The 14,889-nt window shown below is 63.1% G+C and carries 13 protein-coding genes; 6 read left to right on the plus strand and 7 right to left on the minus strand.

Annotated features, from left to right (window positions below; translation table 11 throughout):
- The first annotated feature begins 151 nt into the window (after positions 1-151).
- From ACLHZ1_RS19590 to ACLHZ1_RS19600, 3 genes are all read left to right on the plus strand, one after another.
- The gene (locus tag ACLHZ1_RS19590; RefSeq protein WP_427263416.1) at positions 152-1,039 is read left to right on the plus strand and encodes a transposase; all 888 of its coding nucleotides are present in this window, start codon (positions 152-154) and stop codon (positions 1,037-1,039) included.
- 311 nt (positions 1,040-1,350) lie between these two features.
- A complete protein-coding gene (locus ACLHZ1_RS19595) occupies positions 1,351-1,590 on the plus strand; it encodes a hypothetical protein (RefSeq protein WP_427263417.1) in 240 nt (79 codons plus the stop codon).
- A gap of 51 nt (positions 1,591-1,641) precedes the next feature.
- The gene (locus tag ACLHZ1_RS19600; RefSeq protein WP_427263418.1) at positions 1,642-2,556 is read left to right on the plus strand and encodes a Gfo/Idh/MocA family protein; all 915 of its coding nucleotides are present in this window, start codon (positions 1,642-1,644) and stop codon (positions 2,554-2,556) included.
- 97 nt (positions 2,557-2,653) lie between these two features.
- On the opposite strand, the gene ACLHZ1_RS19605 is transcribed toward ACLHZ1_RS19600, so the two are convergent.
- The 3 genes from ACLHZ1_RS19605 to ACLHZ1_RS19615 all read right to left on the minus strand — a co-directional run bounded on the left by ACLHZ1_RS19605 (position 2,654) and on the right by ACLHZ1_RS19615 (position 5,820).
- Positions 2,654-3,427: a DODA-type extradiol aromatic ring-opening family dioxygenase gene (locus ACLHZ1_RS19605; protein WP_427263419.1), complete on the minus strand. Its 774-nt coding sequence runs from the start codon at positions 3,425-3,427 to the stop codon at positions 2,654-2,656.
- A gap of 183 nt (positions 3,428-3,610) precedes the next feature.
- On the minus strand, positions 3,611-4,081 hold the full coding sequence (locus ACLHZ1_RS19610) for an FKBP-type peptidyl-prolyl cis-trans isomerase (protein WP_427263420.1): 471 nt from the start codon (positions 4,079-4,081) through the stop codon (positions 3,611-3,613).
- Between the two features lie 584 nt (positions 4,082-4,665).
- Positions 4,666-5,820, minus strand: coding sequence for a Na/Pi cotransporter family protein (locus tag ACLHZ1_RS19615; RefSeq protein ID WP_427263421.1), 1,155 nt, complete (start codon positions 5,818-5,820; stop codon positions 4,666-4,668).
- A gap of 261 nt (positions 5,821-6,081) precedes the next feature.
- Between ACLHZ1_RS19615 and ACLHZ1_RS19620 the strand changes: the two genes are divergently transcribed.
- Positions 6,082-6,462 carry a hypothetical protein gene (locus ACLHZ1_RS19620; protein WP_427263422.1) on the plus strand — a complete coding sequence of 127 codons (381 nt, stop codon included), beginning with the start codon at positions 6,082-6,084 and terminating at the stop codon, positions 6,460-6,462.
- Positions 6,463-6,543: 81 nt separating this feature from the next.
- On the opposite strand, the gene ACLHZ1_RS19625 is transcribed toward ACLHZ1_RS19620, so the two are convergent.
- The 3 genes from ACLHZ1_RS19625 to ACLHZ1_RS19635 all read right to left on the minus strand — a co-directional run bounded on the left by ACLHZ1_RS19625 (position 6,544) and on the right by ACLHZ1_RS19635 (position 11,209).
- The gene (locus tag ACLHZ1_RS19625; protein ID WP_427263423.1) at positions 6,544-7,890 is read right to left on the minus strand and encodes an APC family permease; all 1,347 of its coding nucleotides are present in this window, start codon (positions 7,888-7,890) and stop codon (positions 6,544-6,546) included.
- 438 nt (positions 7,891-8,328) lie between these two features.
- Positions 8,329-9,606 (minus strand): 4-aminobutyrate--2-oxoglutarate transaminase, encoded by a 1,278-nt coding sequence (gabT, locus tag ACLHZ1_RS19630; RefSeq protein WP_427263424.1) that lies wholly within the window; start codon positions 9,604-9,606, stop codon positions 8,329-8,331.
- Positions 9,607-9,745: 139 nt separating this feature from the next.
- Positions 9,746-11,209 carry an NAD-dependent succinate-semialdehyde dehydrogenase gene (locus ACLHZ1_RS19635; RefSeq protein WP_427263425.1) on the minus strand — a complete coding sequence of 488 codons (1,464 nt, stop codon included), beginning with the start codon at positions 11,207-11,209 and terminating at the stop codon, positions 9,746-9,748.
- 322 nt (positions 11,210-11,531) lie between these two features.
- On the opposite strand from ACLHZ1_RS19635, the gene ACLHZ1_RS19640 reads away from it, so the two are divergent.
- Complete coding sequence (locus ACLHZ1_RS19640) at positions 11,532-12,809, plus strand: NAD(P)/FAD-dependent oxidoreductase (protein WP_427263426.1); 1,278 nt, start codon at positions 11,532-11,534, stop codon at positions 12,807-12,809.
- 803 nt (positions 12,810-13,612) lie between these two features.
- Here ACLHZ1_RS19640 and ACLHZ1_RS19645 read toward each other — a convergent pair.
- The gene (locus ACLHZ1_RS19645; RefSeq protein WP_041993720.1) at positions 13,613-14,113 is read right to left on the minus strand and encodes an SRPBCC family protein; all 501 of its coding nucleotides are present in this window, start codon (positions 14,111-14,113) and stop codon (positions 13,613-13,615) included.
- Positions 14,114-14,278: 165 nt separating this feature from the next.
- Between ACLHZ1_RS19645 and ACLHZ1_RS19650 the strand changes: the two genes are divergently transcribed.
- Entirely contained in the window at positions 14,279-14,701 is a 423-nt protein-coding gene (locus ACLHZ1_RS19650; RefSeq protein WP_408797683.1) for a GNAT family N-acetyltransferase, read from the plus strand.
- Positions 14,702-14,889 lie beyond the last annotated feature (188 nt).

Genomic DNA, 14,889 nt, shown 5'->3' on the forward strand with positions numbered 1-14,889 from the left:
CTAAAATGAAAGAAACCAATGCGGTCTTGTTGATGGATAAATTTATCTACTACCTGAAGCAACACCGCTTATATACCCGCACACTTGGAATTATTTGAGTCTCTAAAAATGAGGGGATCTCTGAGCTTACTACCACGTGGTCAGCCGCTGCGTGCGGCGGGCTTTTCTGTGCGGGGAGGATGTCTATTCCGGCCAGAGTTACGAACATCGGCGCCAATGGGTGGTCGACAAGCTGGGCCAGCTGTCGCGGCTGTTTGCCATCGGTGTTTGTGCTTATGCGGTGATGAGCAACCACTATCACCTGGTACTCAAAGTGGATCCCGATACCGCCGCCAGTTGGAGCGAGCGGGAGGTGGCCGAGCGCTGGGCCGCGCTGTTCCAATGGCCGCTGTTGGTGCGGCGTTGGTATCAGAGGGAATCCCTGCTTGAACCGGAAATAGCAGTCGTGCAACAGCTGATAGAGCAATGGCGTGAACGGCTGCACTCCATCAGCTGGTTTGTGCGGCTACTCAATGAAACCCTGGCGCGGCAGGCCAATCGGGAAGATGGTTGCAAGGGCCACTTCTGGGAAGGGCGCTTCAAGAGCCAGGCCCTGCTCAGCGAGTCAGCCCTGCTGGCCTGCATGGCGTACGTGGACCTTAATCCGATACGAGCGGCACTGGCAGACAGGCCCGAGCAGAGCGATTACACCAGCATCAAGCAGCGTCTGGATGAAACACCAGCAAGCGACGCCTTGCCTCCGCTATTGCTGCCATTTGCGGGTCAAAGCACACCTTATCCGGATGGTTTGCCCTATGCCTTCGCTGACTACCTGATGCTGGTTGATTGGACCGGACGCGCCATTCGGGCAGACAAGCAGGGCCATATTCCAGCCAGGCTCGCCCCCATACTGCAACGGCTGAACCTGGATGGTGCTGGTTGGTTGAAGCGGGTGGCACTGTTTCGACGGCAAGGGATCAGAGTGGTGGGGGACAGGGCGCATTGCCAGCTATTTGCCCACCATTGCGGCCAGCGACGATGTCACCAGCCGCAGCGTTGAATCGTCTGCTTTCGTTTCATATCAAACCGCAGCCGTGCAGTGAGTGCCGGGAATAGTATTGCTCTTCTCCACCTGAACCATCGCTACCCGAACAAGGTAACGACAGTGTCAACATGACGATGGCGTAGTACTTTGCCGCCATCCTTACCCCATTGCCCGTTATGTTATCGATAGCCAGCCTGGTGACGGCTTATCCAAAAAGATGGATGTCCCAATCAAGGGAGGGCTTTGCTATCTTGTGCTGCCGGATACGGCGGCAGCTGAGGGCGCATAGGCACACCTCCTCCGTCTTCTTTAGCAGGAGCAATCGGATGGCGATGAAGGCGAGATCGAGAAGAGAGAAAGTGGGCAGCGGCCTTGGGCTGCTGCTTGGGATCATAGCGTTCAATCTGCTGGTGCCTTCCTTGTTTGAGCAGCAGGCGGGTTTTGATGGCAACCAGATGCTCTGGGCCGCCGTGATGGCGCTGATCTGCGCCGAGCTGGGGGCCAGAGTGGGCAAATGGCTCGATGCCAGAGAGCAGGCCAAGGGGTTGGCGAAAGAGGGGGAATAGCGTACATCGGATGTTATTCTGTCGCCCATTGCCCCATCACCAGGAGTTGATATGCGCATTGCCATGATTGGTCTGGGAGATATCGCCCAGAAAGCCTATTTGCCGTTGCTGGCAAGCGATGAGCGGGTCATCCCGCTGCTCTGCACCCGAAATCCATCGGTATTGGATAAGCTGGCCCGCCAGTATCGGGTGGCCGAGTGTTTCACCGAGGTGGATGCCCTGCTGGCAAGCCGCCCCGATGCCGTGATGATCCATGCCGCCACCTCGGTGCACCGCACCTTGGCCGAGCAGTGCCTGCGCGCCGGGATCCCCACCTTTGTCGACAAGCCTCTGTGCGACAACCTGGGGGAGGCCGAGGGGCTCGCCAACCTCGCTCTGGCACAGGATTGCCCGCTGTTTGTCGGCTTCAATCGCCGTTATCTGCCCGCCCTGGTCGCCGCCCGAGCCCGGCCGCTCACCGAACTCAACTGGCAGAAGCACAGATTTGCCCTGCCGGGGCGGGCGCGGGATTTCATCTTTGACGACTTTATCCATGTGCTCGACAGCCTCTGCTTCTATGGCGGTGTGCCGGACGCAGAGGTGCAGGCGGTGCTGAGGCGAAGCGAGCAGGATGCCAGCCTGATGGCCGGGGTGAGCGTGAGCTGGCAGAGCGGCGATCGCGCCATCAGTGGCAGCATGAACCGCAGCGCCGGCATCACGGAGGAGCGCATCGACGCCTACGGCGACAACCTGTCGCTCCATCTGGAAAACTGCACCCGGGGTACCCTGGCCCGGGATAAAACCGTGCAGACCCTGACGCCGGACGACTGGCAGCCGGTGCTGGCGAGCCGCGGCTTTGCCGCCATGCTGGCCCATTGGTATCAGCAGATAGAGAGTGGCAGGGCCGATGGTGCCCTGATCGAGAGCTACCTGCACGGCCACCGCCTCGCCGAGCAGCTGACGATGCGGGCTGAGCTCATCTGCTGACGGGCGGGAAGCATCACGAGCAGGAGGGGCCTTGGCCCCTCCTACTTTTTGTTGGCGATGGGCGTGAACCCTCATGGCGCCGCACCATCCATCATCCTCACCCCTGGCCGAAGCGGTAGGATCCCATATAGAGGCTGCCATAGTCCCAGCTCTGGTGCAGCCGGGTTGGCCTGTCCATGGCCGCCGCGCCGAGCGCCACGAACAGCGGGCGCAGGTGATCGTCATGGGGATGGGAGGAGACGGCTCCCGGGGCGCGGGCCCGGTAATCCTCCAGGGCGGGGCGATCGCCCCGTGCCATGGCCTGCTCCAGCCAGTCGACGAACGCCTTGGCCCAGGGCGGGGGCGGCGAGCCATCTGGCCCCAGGGCCCCCAGGTTATGGGTGATGGCCCCCGAGGCCAGGATGCCGATCCCCTGGGCGCGCAGGCCCTGCAGGGCTTCGCCCAGGCGCCACAGCTGGGCCGGGGTGAAGCTGGCCGGGATGGAGATCTGCACCAGGGGCATCTCGCTGGCAGGATCCATCAAGGAGAGCGGCGACCAGACCCCGTGATCCAGCTCCCGGCGCACCGGCGTGGCATGCAGACCCGCCGCCGCCAGGCCGTCGCTCACCGCCTGCTGCAACCAGCCCGGGCTGCTGGCGGGCCAGCGAATGCGGTAGAGGGGCTCGGGAAAACCGTAAAAGTCATACATGAGAGCCGGGTTGGGCTCGACGTTGACTTGCAACTCGCTGCGGCTGAACCAGTGGGCCGAGATCACCACCAACCCCTTGATGTCGCCGAGGCGCAATGTTGTGAGAAACTGGGTAGCGGGCTGGTCACGCAACACCAGATCGGGGGCGCCGTGAGAGATGAACCAGACGGGAGCGGTGGGCATGATGGGACTCCAGATAGGGGGGCCGAGGCAATGGCACCATTATCTGCCCTGGGGGAATGGTTAACAATCAAGCGATAGGTGAAAGCACTGTTCACTCTTGATTGATAGTGGCGATGGCATGGCATGGCATGGCAGGGACGACAAGGCCAGCACTGGGCTGGCCTTGGGGATGACGGGGCTCGCTTATTGGATGGCGAGCAGCTCCACTTCGAAGATCAGCAGGGAGCCGGGCGGGATCTTGCCGGCGGCCCGATTGCCGTAGCCCAGCCTGGCCGGGATGAAGAAGCGAACCTTCTCGCCCACCGTCATCAGCTGCACCCCTTCGGTCCAGCCCGAGATCACCTGGTTGAGGCCAAACTCGATGGGCTCGCCCCGGGCGATGGAGCTGTCAAACACGGTGCCGTCCATCAGCTTGCCTTCATAGTGCACCTTGACCTTGCTGGTGGCGCTCGGGTGCATGCCGCCCTGGCCCGGGGTCAGCACCTGATATTGCAGGCCGGACTCCGTGGTCACTATTCCCGCCTTGCTCTTGTTCTCGGCGAGGAAGAGATCGCCGGCGCGGATGTTCTCCTCGGCCAGCTTCTTGTTGTTGCTGCTGGAGTAGAAATAGAAGACCGCCAGGGCGATCAGGATGGCGATCAAAATGAACTTCATCGGGTTTCCCTCAAGTGAAATGAGAACGGGTGCCATGAACTGGGCATCTTATCCCAGCCGGGGGCGAAGGGCGAGCCGGGCGGCGCCAGATGTGACAGGGCTGGTAAAGGGGAGTGAACGACGCGTTCACTCCTCGGCATGCCATGATCAGCCGGGCATCATCAGGGCCGTGACAGGGCTGGCAAAGAGGGGGTGAACGATGCGTTCACTCCTCGGCATGCCATGAGCAGCCGGGCATCATCAGGGCCGTGACAGGGTTGGCAAAGGGGAGCGAATGGGTTGTTCGCTCCCCCGGGGGATGCTCTCCCACGATCAGCATCAAGGTGGGGCAGGGCAGGCAAGGGGGCAACCCTATACCCGGCATGTCCTTATCTGCTGGCCATCATCGAGATGGGGCAGGGCAAGCAAGGGGGCAACCCATTCCCGGCTAGGTCCTTATCTGCTGGCCATCATCGAGATGGGGCAGGGCAAGCAAGGGGGCAACCCATTCCCGGCTAGGTCCTTATCTGCTGGCCATCATCGAGATGGGGCAGGGCATGCAAGGGGGCAGTCCATTTCCGATTACCTCATTCCCGACTACGCCATTATCTGCTGGCCATCATCATGAGGGCGGGCAAGGCGAAGAAGAGGCCGCCGACGTAACCCAGGGCCAGCATCTTGTTCTCGCTGCCGACCCGGGCCAGCCACTCGGCGGCCTTGAGGGGCAGTTCGCGCAGGAAGGGCACCCCATAGATGAGCGCCACGGCAAACAGGTTGAACAGCACATGGACCAGGGCGATGGTCAGCGCCAGTTCGGCGCCGCTGCCGCCGATGGCGGTGGCCGCCAGCAGGGCCGTGATGGTGGTGCCTATGTTGGCGCCCAGGGTGAAGGGGTAGAGCTGGCGCGTGGTGAAGACGCCGCCTCCCGCCAGGGGGATCATCAGGCTGGTGGTGGTGGAGGAGGACTGCACCATGATGGTGACCAGGGTGCCGGAGGCGATGCCGGTGAGGGGGCCGCGGCCCAGTGCCTTGTGCAGCAGCGCCTTGGCACGGCCGACCAGCACCTTTTGCAGCACCTTGCCCAGGTAGGTGACCGAGCCCAGGATCAGCAGGATGCCGATGACGATGGTGGCCAGGGCGGGCCCCTTGCCGGGCAGGAAGGCGACGGCGCCATCGATGAGATCCATGGCCGGTGCCGTCAGCGGCTTCATGAAGTCCACCCCCTTCATCGACATGTCGGTGGAGCCGACCAGCAGATGGGAGAGGGCCTCGGCGCAGTGTTGCAGCAGGCCGAACATCAGCTCCAGGGGCAGGAAGATGAAGACCGCCATCAGATTGAAGAAGTCATGGACGGTGGCGGCGGCGAAGGCGCGACGGAACTCGGTTCTGTCGCGGATATGGCCCAGGGAGACGATGGTGTTGGTGATGGTGGTGCCGAGGTTGGCACCCATGATCATGGGCACCGCCATGGCCATCGGCAGGCCACCGGCCACCAGGCCGACGATCACCGAGGTGACGGTACTGGACGATTGCACCAGGGCGGTGGCCAGGATGCCGAGCAAGAGGGCGACGAAGGGATTGTTGGCGAAGGCGAAGATCTGGGCCGCCCCTTCGGCACCGCCTGAGAAGCCCTTGAAGCCGTGGGAGACGGCGCCAACGGCCACCAGTATGGTGTAAACCAGTGCGATCACGGTGAGCCAGTTGAACAGCGCCTTGTGGGTGGAAGTGCGCGGCTGTGGCAAGGATTGCGTCTGTTGCATATCGCCTCTTGGGGACGGTAATACCGTTCTGGGTTGAAGTAGACCCGCGCATTTAAGCAAGGCTCCATGACAGAAATATGACAAAGTGACGCTTTTGTGATGGTTTGATGACAGCGTTTATTTGGCATCGCCAACGGACAAAAAGTGTCGGAGCCGGTGTCATTATTGCCTCATTTGCGGGGGTACCCCACGCCGGACTTGCATTCGAGAGGTTGCGTTATATCCTGCCACTCCCTCCCCTTCTTCTACGAGAGTGATGTTATGCGTACATGGGTTCTGTGTCTTTCCCTGGGGCTGCTGTCTGCCGGCGCGCAAGCCAGCCTGCTCAAATCCGAGTGCACCCTCGACAAGGCTGTCAAGAACGAGGCCCTCAATGCGGCCGTGGGTGTCAAGGGCCGTTGCGACACCGACAAGCTGGTGAGCCAGCAGAAAGACAAAGCCAAGAAGGAAGTGAAGAAGAACACCACGGACGTGCTGGACAAGAAGACTGCCGGCCTCAAGGAGAGCAAGAACGATCTGAAGGCGACCCAGAACAAGGTCAACCAGACTGGTCAGCAGCTCAAGCAGACCCAGAAGGACGTCAAGGCGGTGGCGAAGGATCCGGTCAAGGCGGCCGCCACTGCGGTGGTCAACCAGCATTGATCGCCCGCCCGTACCGGGCCTTGAGTTAGATGCGAGAAGGGGAGCCATGGCTCCCCTTCTGTTTGATGGCGTGTCGCGGTCTCAGGCGTCCGTCGCTTCCTCGTACTGACGGAAGGGGATGCGAAACACCGCCAGACGCAGCAGCAGATAGGTGACGCCAAGGCCAGCCCAGATGAGGCCCAGCTCCAGGGAGCTCTGCTCCAGGTTGATCCACAGGGCCCCCAGGGTGGCGGCGCCCAGCAGGGGCAGCAGCAGGTAGATCAGGTGATCCTTGAGGCACTTGTTGCGCCGCTCGCGCACCCAGAACTGGGCGATCACCGACAGGTTGACGAAGGTGAAGGCCACCAGGGCACCGAAGTTGACCAGGGCCAGGGCCACGTCCAGATCGAAGGAGACGGCGGAGAGCGCCAGGGCCCCCACCAGCAGCACGTTGATGGCCGGTGTGCGCCAGGTGGGATGGACATAGCCAAACACCCGCTCCGGGATCATGCGATCCCGCCCCATCACGTAGAGGATGCGCGACACCCCGGCGTGGGCCGCCATGCCGGAGGCCAGCACGGCCACAGTGGTGCTGACCAGCACCACGCTCTGGAACAGCTTGCCGCCCACGTAGAGGGCGATCTCCGGCAGCACGGCATCGGGCTCCTTGAAGCGGGAGATGTCCGGGAAGTAGAGCTGCAGGAAGTAGGAGACCAGCACGAAGATGATGCCGCCGATGAGGGCGGTCAGCACGATGGCGCGGGGGATCACCTTGCCGGCATTGGGGGTCTCCTCACTGAGGGAGCTCAGGCCGTCGAACCCCAGGAAGGAGAAGCAGAGGATGGTGGCGCCGGTAAAGAGCGGCAGCAGTGCGGTGTGATCCGAGTAGAAGGGACGGCTGCTCAGCACAGTGCCTTCCCCTTCGCCGAAGTAGACGGCATGGGCCATCAGGGCCAGGAACACCAGTATGATGGCCACCTGCACCAGCACGATCAGGCCGTTGAAGTTGGCCACCAGGTTGATGCCCCGCAGGTTGAGCAGGGTCATCACGCTCACCAGGCCGAAGATGAAGATCCAGGGCTCCACCCCGGGGAACATGGCGGTCAGATAGATCTTGGCCAGCAGCATGTTGATCATCGGCATGAACATATAGTCGAGCAGGGAGGACCAGCCCACCATGAAGCCCACATAGGGGTGGAAGGTCTTCTGGGCATAGGTGTAGGCGGATCCGGCGGAGGGATACTTGCGCACCAGGTGGCCGTAGCTGAACGCGGTGAACAGGATCCCGGCCAGGGCCAGCAGATAGGAGGTGGCGACATGGCCGCTGGTGATGTCGGAGACCATGGCGAAGGTGTCAAACACCGCCATGGGGGTCAGGTAGGCGAGGCCGATGACCACGACCTGCCACAGCTTGAGGCTCTTCTTGAGGCGAACAGGAGCGTTGGACATCAGCACACCTCCCGCACGGCCACGAGGGCACTGCCATGGCGAGACGCCAGGGGGCTGAACGGGCAGCCACTCACGGGAGTGGTGCGGACGCTGGCAATCGTGTTGCCAAGACGGACTCCGGCGAGCGGAGACGAAGTGAAAGAGAGCCCCATCTTGTTCCTCATAGCGGCATAAATTCATGGGTGGGTTCGCGCCATCTGTGCGTGCGACCCCGGGTATCATTTCCGGGAAAAAGGCCCGGCCTCGGATTGGTGATAAAACAACAAAATGAAATAACCGACTTGGCAACCAAGTCGGTTATTTTAGCGGCGCGCATTTTGCCCCAGATGCGGGGGGATGACAAGCCATGGTCGCCCGGGATAATGGATATATCCACTTTGCGCTCAGAGACTTGCCCTGGGGCAAATACTCAGTCGAGCGCCGGGTCCAGGGCCTGGCTTATGCCAGGGCGGCGGCCAGGGCCTGCTCCAGGGCGTCCAGTCCCTCGTCGATCAGTGCCGGGGCGGCGGTGAGGGGCGCCAGGAAGCGGATGACGTTGGCGCGCACCCCGCACGAGAGCAGCACCAGTCCCCGTTTGCCCGCCTCGGCCACCAGCCGTTTGGTGAGTTCGGGATCGGGCTGGCCGGCGTCGCGCCCCTTGACCAGTTCCATGGCCACCATGGCCCCGGGACCGCGGATGTCGCCGATGCAGTCGAACCGCTCGGCCAGCTGGTGCAGCCGCCCCTTGAGCTGCTCCCCCTGGGCCAGGGCCCGCTGGTTGAGCTGCTCTTGCTCGATGACGTCCAGTACCGCCAGGGCGGCGGCGCAGGCGATGGGGGAGCCGGCATAGGTGCCGCCGAGGCCCCCCGGCTTGGCGGCATTCATCACCGCCGCCTTGCCCACCACGGCGGAGAGCGGGAAACCGCCCGCCAGGCTCTTGGCCAGCGTCATGATGTCGGGCTCGATGCCGCTGTACTCGGTGGCGAAGGTCTTGCCGGTGCGACAAAACCCGCTCTGGATCTCGTCGCAGATGAGCAGGATGCCGTGCTGGTCGCAGATCTTGCGCAAGGCTTGCAGGAAGCTGGGGGAGGCGACATAGAAGCCCCCCTCACCCTGCACCGGCTCTATGATGATGGCGGCCACGCGGCCGGGCTCTATGTCGGCGCTGAAGCAGAGGTCCAGCGCCCCCAGGGCGTCGGCCTCGCTCACCCCCAGGTACTCGCTCGGGAAGGGCAGGTGATAGACCTCCCCCGGGAAGGGGCCGAAACCAGTCTTGTAGGGCACCACCTTGCCGGTGAGCGCCATCCCCATCATGGTGCGGCCGTGAAAGCCCCCCTTGAAGGCGATGGTGCCGCTGCGGCCGGTGTGGGCGCGGGCAATCTTGATGGCGTTCTCCACCGCCTCGGCGCCGGTGGAGAGAAACAGGGTGCGCTTGGGGCTGGGGCCGGGCACCAGGGCATTGAGCCTCTCGGCCAGCTCGATATAGCCGGGGTAGGGGGTCACCTGAAAACAGGTGTGGCTGAATTTTTCCAGCTGTTCACGCACCGCCGCCACCACCTTGGGGTGGTTGTGGCCGGTGTTGAGCACGGCGATGCCGGAGGCAAAGTCGATGTAGCGGTTGCCCTCCACATCCCACAGCTCGGCGTTGTGCGCCTTGTCGATAAAGACCGGCATCAGGGTGCCGACGCCATTGACCACGGCCGCTTCGCGGCGCGCCTGCCAGGATTGGTTACTCATCTGAATGTCTCCCTGCGGGGCTTGCCCCGGCTAAACCTGGGCCGGCAGGCTGCATGCCGGCCCCCGTCCTTGGTGTTGTCCGCTCTTGTCGGCGAATGGTCGCCACGAGATTGAATTTAATGTCTCTTTATTTGTGTTTTTATGCAATCGAGCCGAAGCAGAGATACTTGGTTTCCAGGTACTCGTCGAGCCCTTCGGCCGCCCCTTCCCGCCCCAGCCCCGACTCCTTGATGCCGCCAAAGGGGGCCAGTTCGGTGGAGATGATCCCCTCGTTGATGCCGACCATGCCGTATTCGAGGCGCTCGGCGACCCGCCACACCCGGGCGATGTCGCGGCCATAGAAGTAGGCCGCCAGCCCATAGGGGGTGTCGTTGGCCAGGGCGATGGCCTCGTCCTCGGTCTCAAAGCGCACCAGGGGCGCGACCGGGCCGAAGATCTCCTCCTGCAGTATGGGGTTGTCGCCCCTGACCTCGGCCAAGATGGTCGGGCGGTAGAAGAGGGGACCGGCGTCATGGGCCTCGCCGCCGACCAGCACTTGTGCCCCGGCGGCCCTGGCCTGATCCACCAGGTTGGCGACCTTGTCGGCGGCCGCCTGATTGATGAGGGGCCCAATCTGGGTGCCTTCGCCAAGGCCGTCCCCCACCTTGAAGGCGCGCACGGCATCGGCCAGCCTGGCGGCGAAGGCGTCGTAGACGGAAGATTGCACCAGGATGCGGTTGGCACAGACGCAGGTCTGACCGGCGTTGCGGTACTTGGAGGCCAGGGCCCCCGCCACGGCGGCGTCGAGATCCGCATCGTCGAACACGATGAAGGGGGCATTGCCGCCGAGCTCGAGGGAGAGCCGCTTCATGGTGTCGGCGCACTGGCGCATCAACAGCTTGCCGATGCGGGTGGAGCCGGTGAAGGAGAGCTTGCGCACCAGGGGATTGGCGCAGAGCTCGTCCCCCACGGCGGCGGCCTGATGGGAGGTGACTATGTTGATCACCCCGGCCGGGATCCCGGCCTGCTCGGCCAGCTCGGCCAGGGCCAGGGCGCACAGGGGGGTCTCGGTGGCAGGCTTGATGACGATGGTGCAACCGGCGGCCAGCGCCGGGCCCGCCTTGCGGGTGATCATGGCGATGGGGAAGTTCCAGGGGGTGATGGCCGCCACCACCCCGACCGGCTGCTTGATGGTGGCCAGACGGCGGTCGCCGCTGAAGCCGGGAATGGTGCGGCCATAGGCGCGCTTGCCCTCCTCGGCGAACCACTGGATGAAGCTGGCGCCGTAGGCGACCTCCCCCTTGGCCTCGGCCAGGGGCTTGCCCTGCTCCCGGGTCATCAGGCGTGCCAGCTCATCCTGGTGCGCCATGATGAGCTCATACCAGCGGCTGAGCCTGGCGCCGCGCTCCTTGGCGGTGAGGGCGGCCCAGGCCGGCTGGGCGGCGTGGGCCGCCTCGATGGCGGCCTGGGCATCGGCGCCGTCCATGTCCGGCACCCGGGTGATGAGCTCCCCGGTGGCGGGGTTGCTGACCTCGAACTGGCGGCCGCTGTGGGCCTGACACCAGCGACCATCTATATAGGCAAGGGAGTGAGTCAGGGGGGCGAGCTGGGCTGTGTGTGACATGGGGGCCTCGGCGGTGGATTCAGGAGATCCCGGCCGGGGCGCAGGGCCCTGTCCGGGACATCAGGCTGTATAGAATAATAAGCACTGGATGACCATAATGGCCGCCGTTTTGTTTTTCAAGTGTTAAATGCGGTTGCCCGGGGCGGTGATGGCGTGCTAGAAGTGGTGCCAGGGACATCAATTGCGGGCTTGGGTGTGCAAAATAATGAACGGGCTGGGTGATTGGCCTCGTTCGCTCGGTGCCCCTGCTGCCCCCGGGAAGCGGCCAGGCAAGGCCCTTCTCGCCACTCATCAAGTCAAGCCGTGTGAGGATAGAGGGATCATGACCGAACATGTGAAGAGTTACTACGCCGCCAGCGCCAACCAGCATGCGCCTTTCCCCACCCTGGATGAGCAGATCGAATGCGATGTCTGTGTCATAGGGGCGGGTTACACCGGCCTCTCCAGCGCCCTGCACCTGGTGGAGAAGGGCTACAAGGTGGTGGTGCTGGAGGCGGCCAGGGTCGGCTTTGGCGCCAGTGGCCGCAACGGCGGCCAGATAGTCAACTCCTACAGCCGCGACATCGACACCATAGAGGCGAGCTGCCCGCCGGATCAGGCCAGGCTGCTCGGCTCCATGCTGTTTGAGGGGGGCGACATCATCCGCGAGCGCATCCAGCGCTACAACATCCAGTGCGATCTGCAGCAGGGCGGGGTCTTCGCCGCCGAGACCGAGAAGCAGCTGCACGAACTCAAGGCCCAATACACCCGCTGGCAGCGGTGGGGCAACGACCAGCTGGAACTGCTCGATGCCAAGGGGGTGCGCGAGGTGGTGGCGAGCGATCGCTACGTCGGCGCCCTGCTCGACAAGCGTGGCGGCCACATTCACCCCCTCAACCTGGCGCTGGGGGAGGCGGAAGCCATCCGCATGCAGGGGGGCAAGATCTTCGAGCAGTCCGCCGTCACCAGCATCACCCCGGGCCAGAGTGCCCTGGTGAAAACCGCCAAGGGGGCGGTCAAGGCGCGTTTCGTGGTGGTGGCCGGCAACGCCTATCTCGGCAACCTGGTGCCCGAGCTCGCCGGCAAGAGCATGCCCTGCGGCACCCAGGTGATCGCCACCGAGGTGCTGGGGGAGGAGCGGGCCCGCGCCCTGCTGCCGCAAAACTACTGCCTGGAGGATTGCAACTACCTGCTCGATTACTACCGCACCACAGGCGATCACCGCCTGCTCTATGGCGGTGGCGTGGTTTACGGGGCGCGGGATCCGGCGGACATAGCGCGGCTGATCATCCCCAAGATGCTGAAAACCTTTCCGCAACTGGCGGACGTCAAGGTGGAGTACACCTGGACCGGCAACTTCCTGCTCACCCTGTCGCGCCTGCCCCAGTTTGGCCGCATCGGCCACAACATCTACTACATGCAGGGCTACAGCGGCCACGGCGTGACCTGTACCCATCTGGCGGGCAAGCTGCTCTCCGAGGTGCTGAGCGGCCAGGCGGAGCGCTTCGATGCCTTCGCGAAGCTCCCCCACTACCCCTTCCCCGGCGGCCGCCTGTTTCGTATCCCCTTCACCGCCGCCGGCGCCGCCTGGTACACCCTGCGCGACCGCCTGGGGGTATAAGCCGGTTCCCCTTCGGGTACCCAAACATCAAGGCCACCTCGGAGTGGCCTTGATTTTTTGATGGTTTCTCAAGGCAGTTACGGCGAATCGGGCTTGAACCCGGCGCTCAAAAAGGTGGGTGTCCCAAATTTTCTGCCTTCGCGAAGCTCCCCCACTCCCCCTTCCCGGGGGGGCGTCTGTTCCGCATCCCCTTCACCGCCGCCGCCTGGTACACCCTGCGCGACCGCTTGGGGGTGTAAGCCGGCTCTTCTTTGGCTACCCAACAACCAAGGCCACCCCGGGGTGGCCTTGGTTTTTTGATGGTTTTCTCAAGGCGGTTGCGGCGAACCGGGCTTGAACCCGGTGCTCAAAAAGGTGGGTGTCCCAAGATGTTCCCCCACCGAGATGTTCCCCCAAACATCAAGGCCACCTCGGAGTGGCCTTGGTTTTTGCATGGTTTCTCAAGGTGATTGCGGCGAATCGGGCTTGAACGCGGCACTCAAAAAGGTGGGTGTCCTAAATTCTCGCCTTGGTTTTTTGATGGTTTTCTCAAGGCGGTTGCGGCGAACCGGGCTTGAACCCGGCGCTCAAAAAGGTGGGTGTCCCAACGCTCAAAAAGGTGGGTGTCCCAAGACGCCGGGGCTTGAACGCGGTGCTCAAAAAGGTGGGTGTCCTAAATTCTCCCTAAATTCTTTCAATCACTCCATTGAGGACGCTGAGGGTCAAGCCGCGGATGTTCGCGGGGGAGGGCAAGTCAAAAGTTGTCTGACGATCTGAAAAACACCGCCCGTTGGGCGGTGTTGTTGACTGCAAGAGCGGCGGCTTTATTGCGCCAGGGACTTGAGCTGCTGGCCGCTGGGGGGGTTGTGCCAGTCGATGGGGCCGTGGGTGAAGCGGTATTGCAGGCGGGGCAGCACGGTTTCCAGCCATTCGCGGCGAAAGTAGGCATAACCTTCGTCCCAGTCCGGGTCGTTGGCCCAGCCGGTTTGCAGCAGATGGAGGCGGGTGCCCTGGCCTTCGGGCACGAAGCGCAGGCTGACCTGGGTCTTCTGCTGACGCACGTGGGGCAGGTGGGGGGGGAAGTTCCAGCTAAAACTGAGCAGGTCATGGGGCATGACGGCCATGACCCGGCACCCTTCGCTGCCGCGCTCGCCAAGGGGAGCATCGGGGCGAAAATAGATTTCAAACGGGCCATTGGGCTCGGCCACCACCAGACACTCGGGGGCGAGGAAGCTGCGCAGCCCGCTCTCCGTGGTCCAGGCATGCCAGACATCGTCTAGGTGGGCCGGAATAAAGATGTTACCTTCAATCTGCTTGTTATCCATGGTCGGTCAACCTCACTTATCCGTAGGCGGGACCCGGGCAGTATAGCCCGCCCGTTGTTCAAATTAACAGCAGCGGATGCGGGGTGACACGGATCCTGTCACTCAGCTGGGGTAAGCGGATGGCTGACGGCACGTTGCAGAGTGTGATGGGAGGGAGAGAGGCCGATGATCAGAGCCATGACACAGGCGGATGTGACACCCTTGTCCCATCTGTTTCAAAAGGGGCGTCGCCAGACGTTTCACTGGGTAGAGCCTTCGCAATTTGCGTTGGCGGATTTTGCCGAGCAGACCCGTGGCGAGCGGGTCTGGGTCGCGGAGCAGGGGGGCAGCCCCTGCGGTTTCATCGCCGTCTGGGCACCGGAGCGCTTCGTCCATCACCTCTATGTCTCCGCCGACTGGCATGGGCAGGGGATGGGACGAGCCCTGCTGGAGCGGGCGCTGGCCGAGCTGCCAAGGCCCGTCTCTCTCAAGGTGGCCGTCCATAACACCACGGCCATCGCCTTCTATCGCCGGCTCGGTTGGGAGCCGACCGAGGAGACGGGCCTGTGCGAGGTGACGGGCCCCTGGCGCAGGCTCTGCCTCTATTGAGGGGTTGCCTTGGGATGCAAACGAAAAGGGTTACCCGAGGGTTAATGCCAGTCAGTTAAGCCTGACTGGCATTGTTTTTATTGGCTTTTTTCACACTGTACTTCTGTGGTCTTGGCTTCACGCAGCGAGGGTAACTTCGCTCTCTTCGTGCCGGCAGCACAAACTGCCCCGCCTGCTTCTCCAGCTCC

Origin of the sequence: Aeromonas sobria (genome assembly GCF_050266975.1) — a bacterium.
GTDB classification, from domain to species: Bacteria; Pseudomonadota; Gammaproteobacteria; order Enterobacterales; family Aeromonadaceae; genus Aeromonas; species Aeromonas sobria_B.

What these genes read in the sequence shown, in the direction of transcription:
- ACLHZ1_RS19595 (WP_427263417.1), top strand. Translation starts at nt 1,351, where the DNA reads ATGGCGATGAAGGCGAGATCGAGAAGAGAGAAAGTGGGCAGCGGCCTT.
- ACLHZ1_RS19600 (WP_427263418.1), top strand. Translation starts at nt 1,642, where the DNA reads ATGCGCATTGCCATGATTGGTCTGGGAGATATCGCCCAGAAAGCCTAT.
- ACLHZ1_RS19605 (WP_427263419.1), bottom strand. Translation starts at nt 3,427, where the DNA reads ATGCCCACCGCTCCCGTCTGGTTCATCTCTCACGGCGCCCCCGATCTG.
- ACLHZ1_RS19610 (WP_427263420.1), bottom strand. Translation starts at nt 4,081, where the DNA reads ATGAAGTTCATTTTGATCGCCATCCTGATCGCCCTGGCGGTCTTCTAT.
- ACLHZ1_RS19615 (WP_427263421.1), bottom strand. Translation starts at nt 5,820, where the DNA reads ATGCAACAGACGCAATCCTTGCCACAGCCGCGCACTTCCACCCACAAG.
- ACLHZ1_RS19620 (WP_427263422.1), top strand. Translation starts at nt 6,082, where the DNA reads ATGCGTACATGGGTTCTGTGTCTTTCCCTGGGGCTGCTGTCTGCCGGC.
- ACLHZ1_RS19625 (WP_427263423.1), bottom strand. Translation starts at nt 7,890, where the DNA reads ATGTCCAACGCTCCTGTTCGCCTCAAGAAGAGCCTCAAGCTGTGGCAG.
- gabT (WP_427263424.1), bottom strand. Translation starts at nt 9,606, where the DNA reads ATGAGTAACCAATCCTGGCAGGCGCGCCGCGAAGCGGCCGTGGTCAAT.
- ACLHZ1_RS19635 (WP_427263425.1), bottom strand. Translation starts at nt 11,209, where the DNA reads ATGTCACACACAGCCCAGCTCGCCCCCCTGACTCACTCCCTTGCCTAT.
- ACLHZ1_RS19640 (WP_427263426.1), top strand. Translation starts at nt 11,532, where the DNA reads ATGACCGAACATGTGAAGAGTTACTACGCCGCCAGCGCCAACCAGCAT.
- ACLHZ1_RS19645 (WP_041993720.1), bottom strand. Translation starts at nt 14,113, where the DNA reads ATGGATAACAAGCAGATTGAAGGTAACATCTTTATTCCGGCCCACCTA.
- ACLHZ1_RS19650 (WP_408797683.1), top strand. Translation starts at nt 14,279, where the DNA reads ATGATCAGAGCCATGACACAGGCGGATGTGACACCCTTGTCCCATCTG.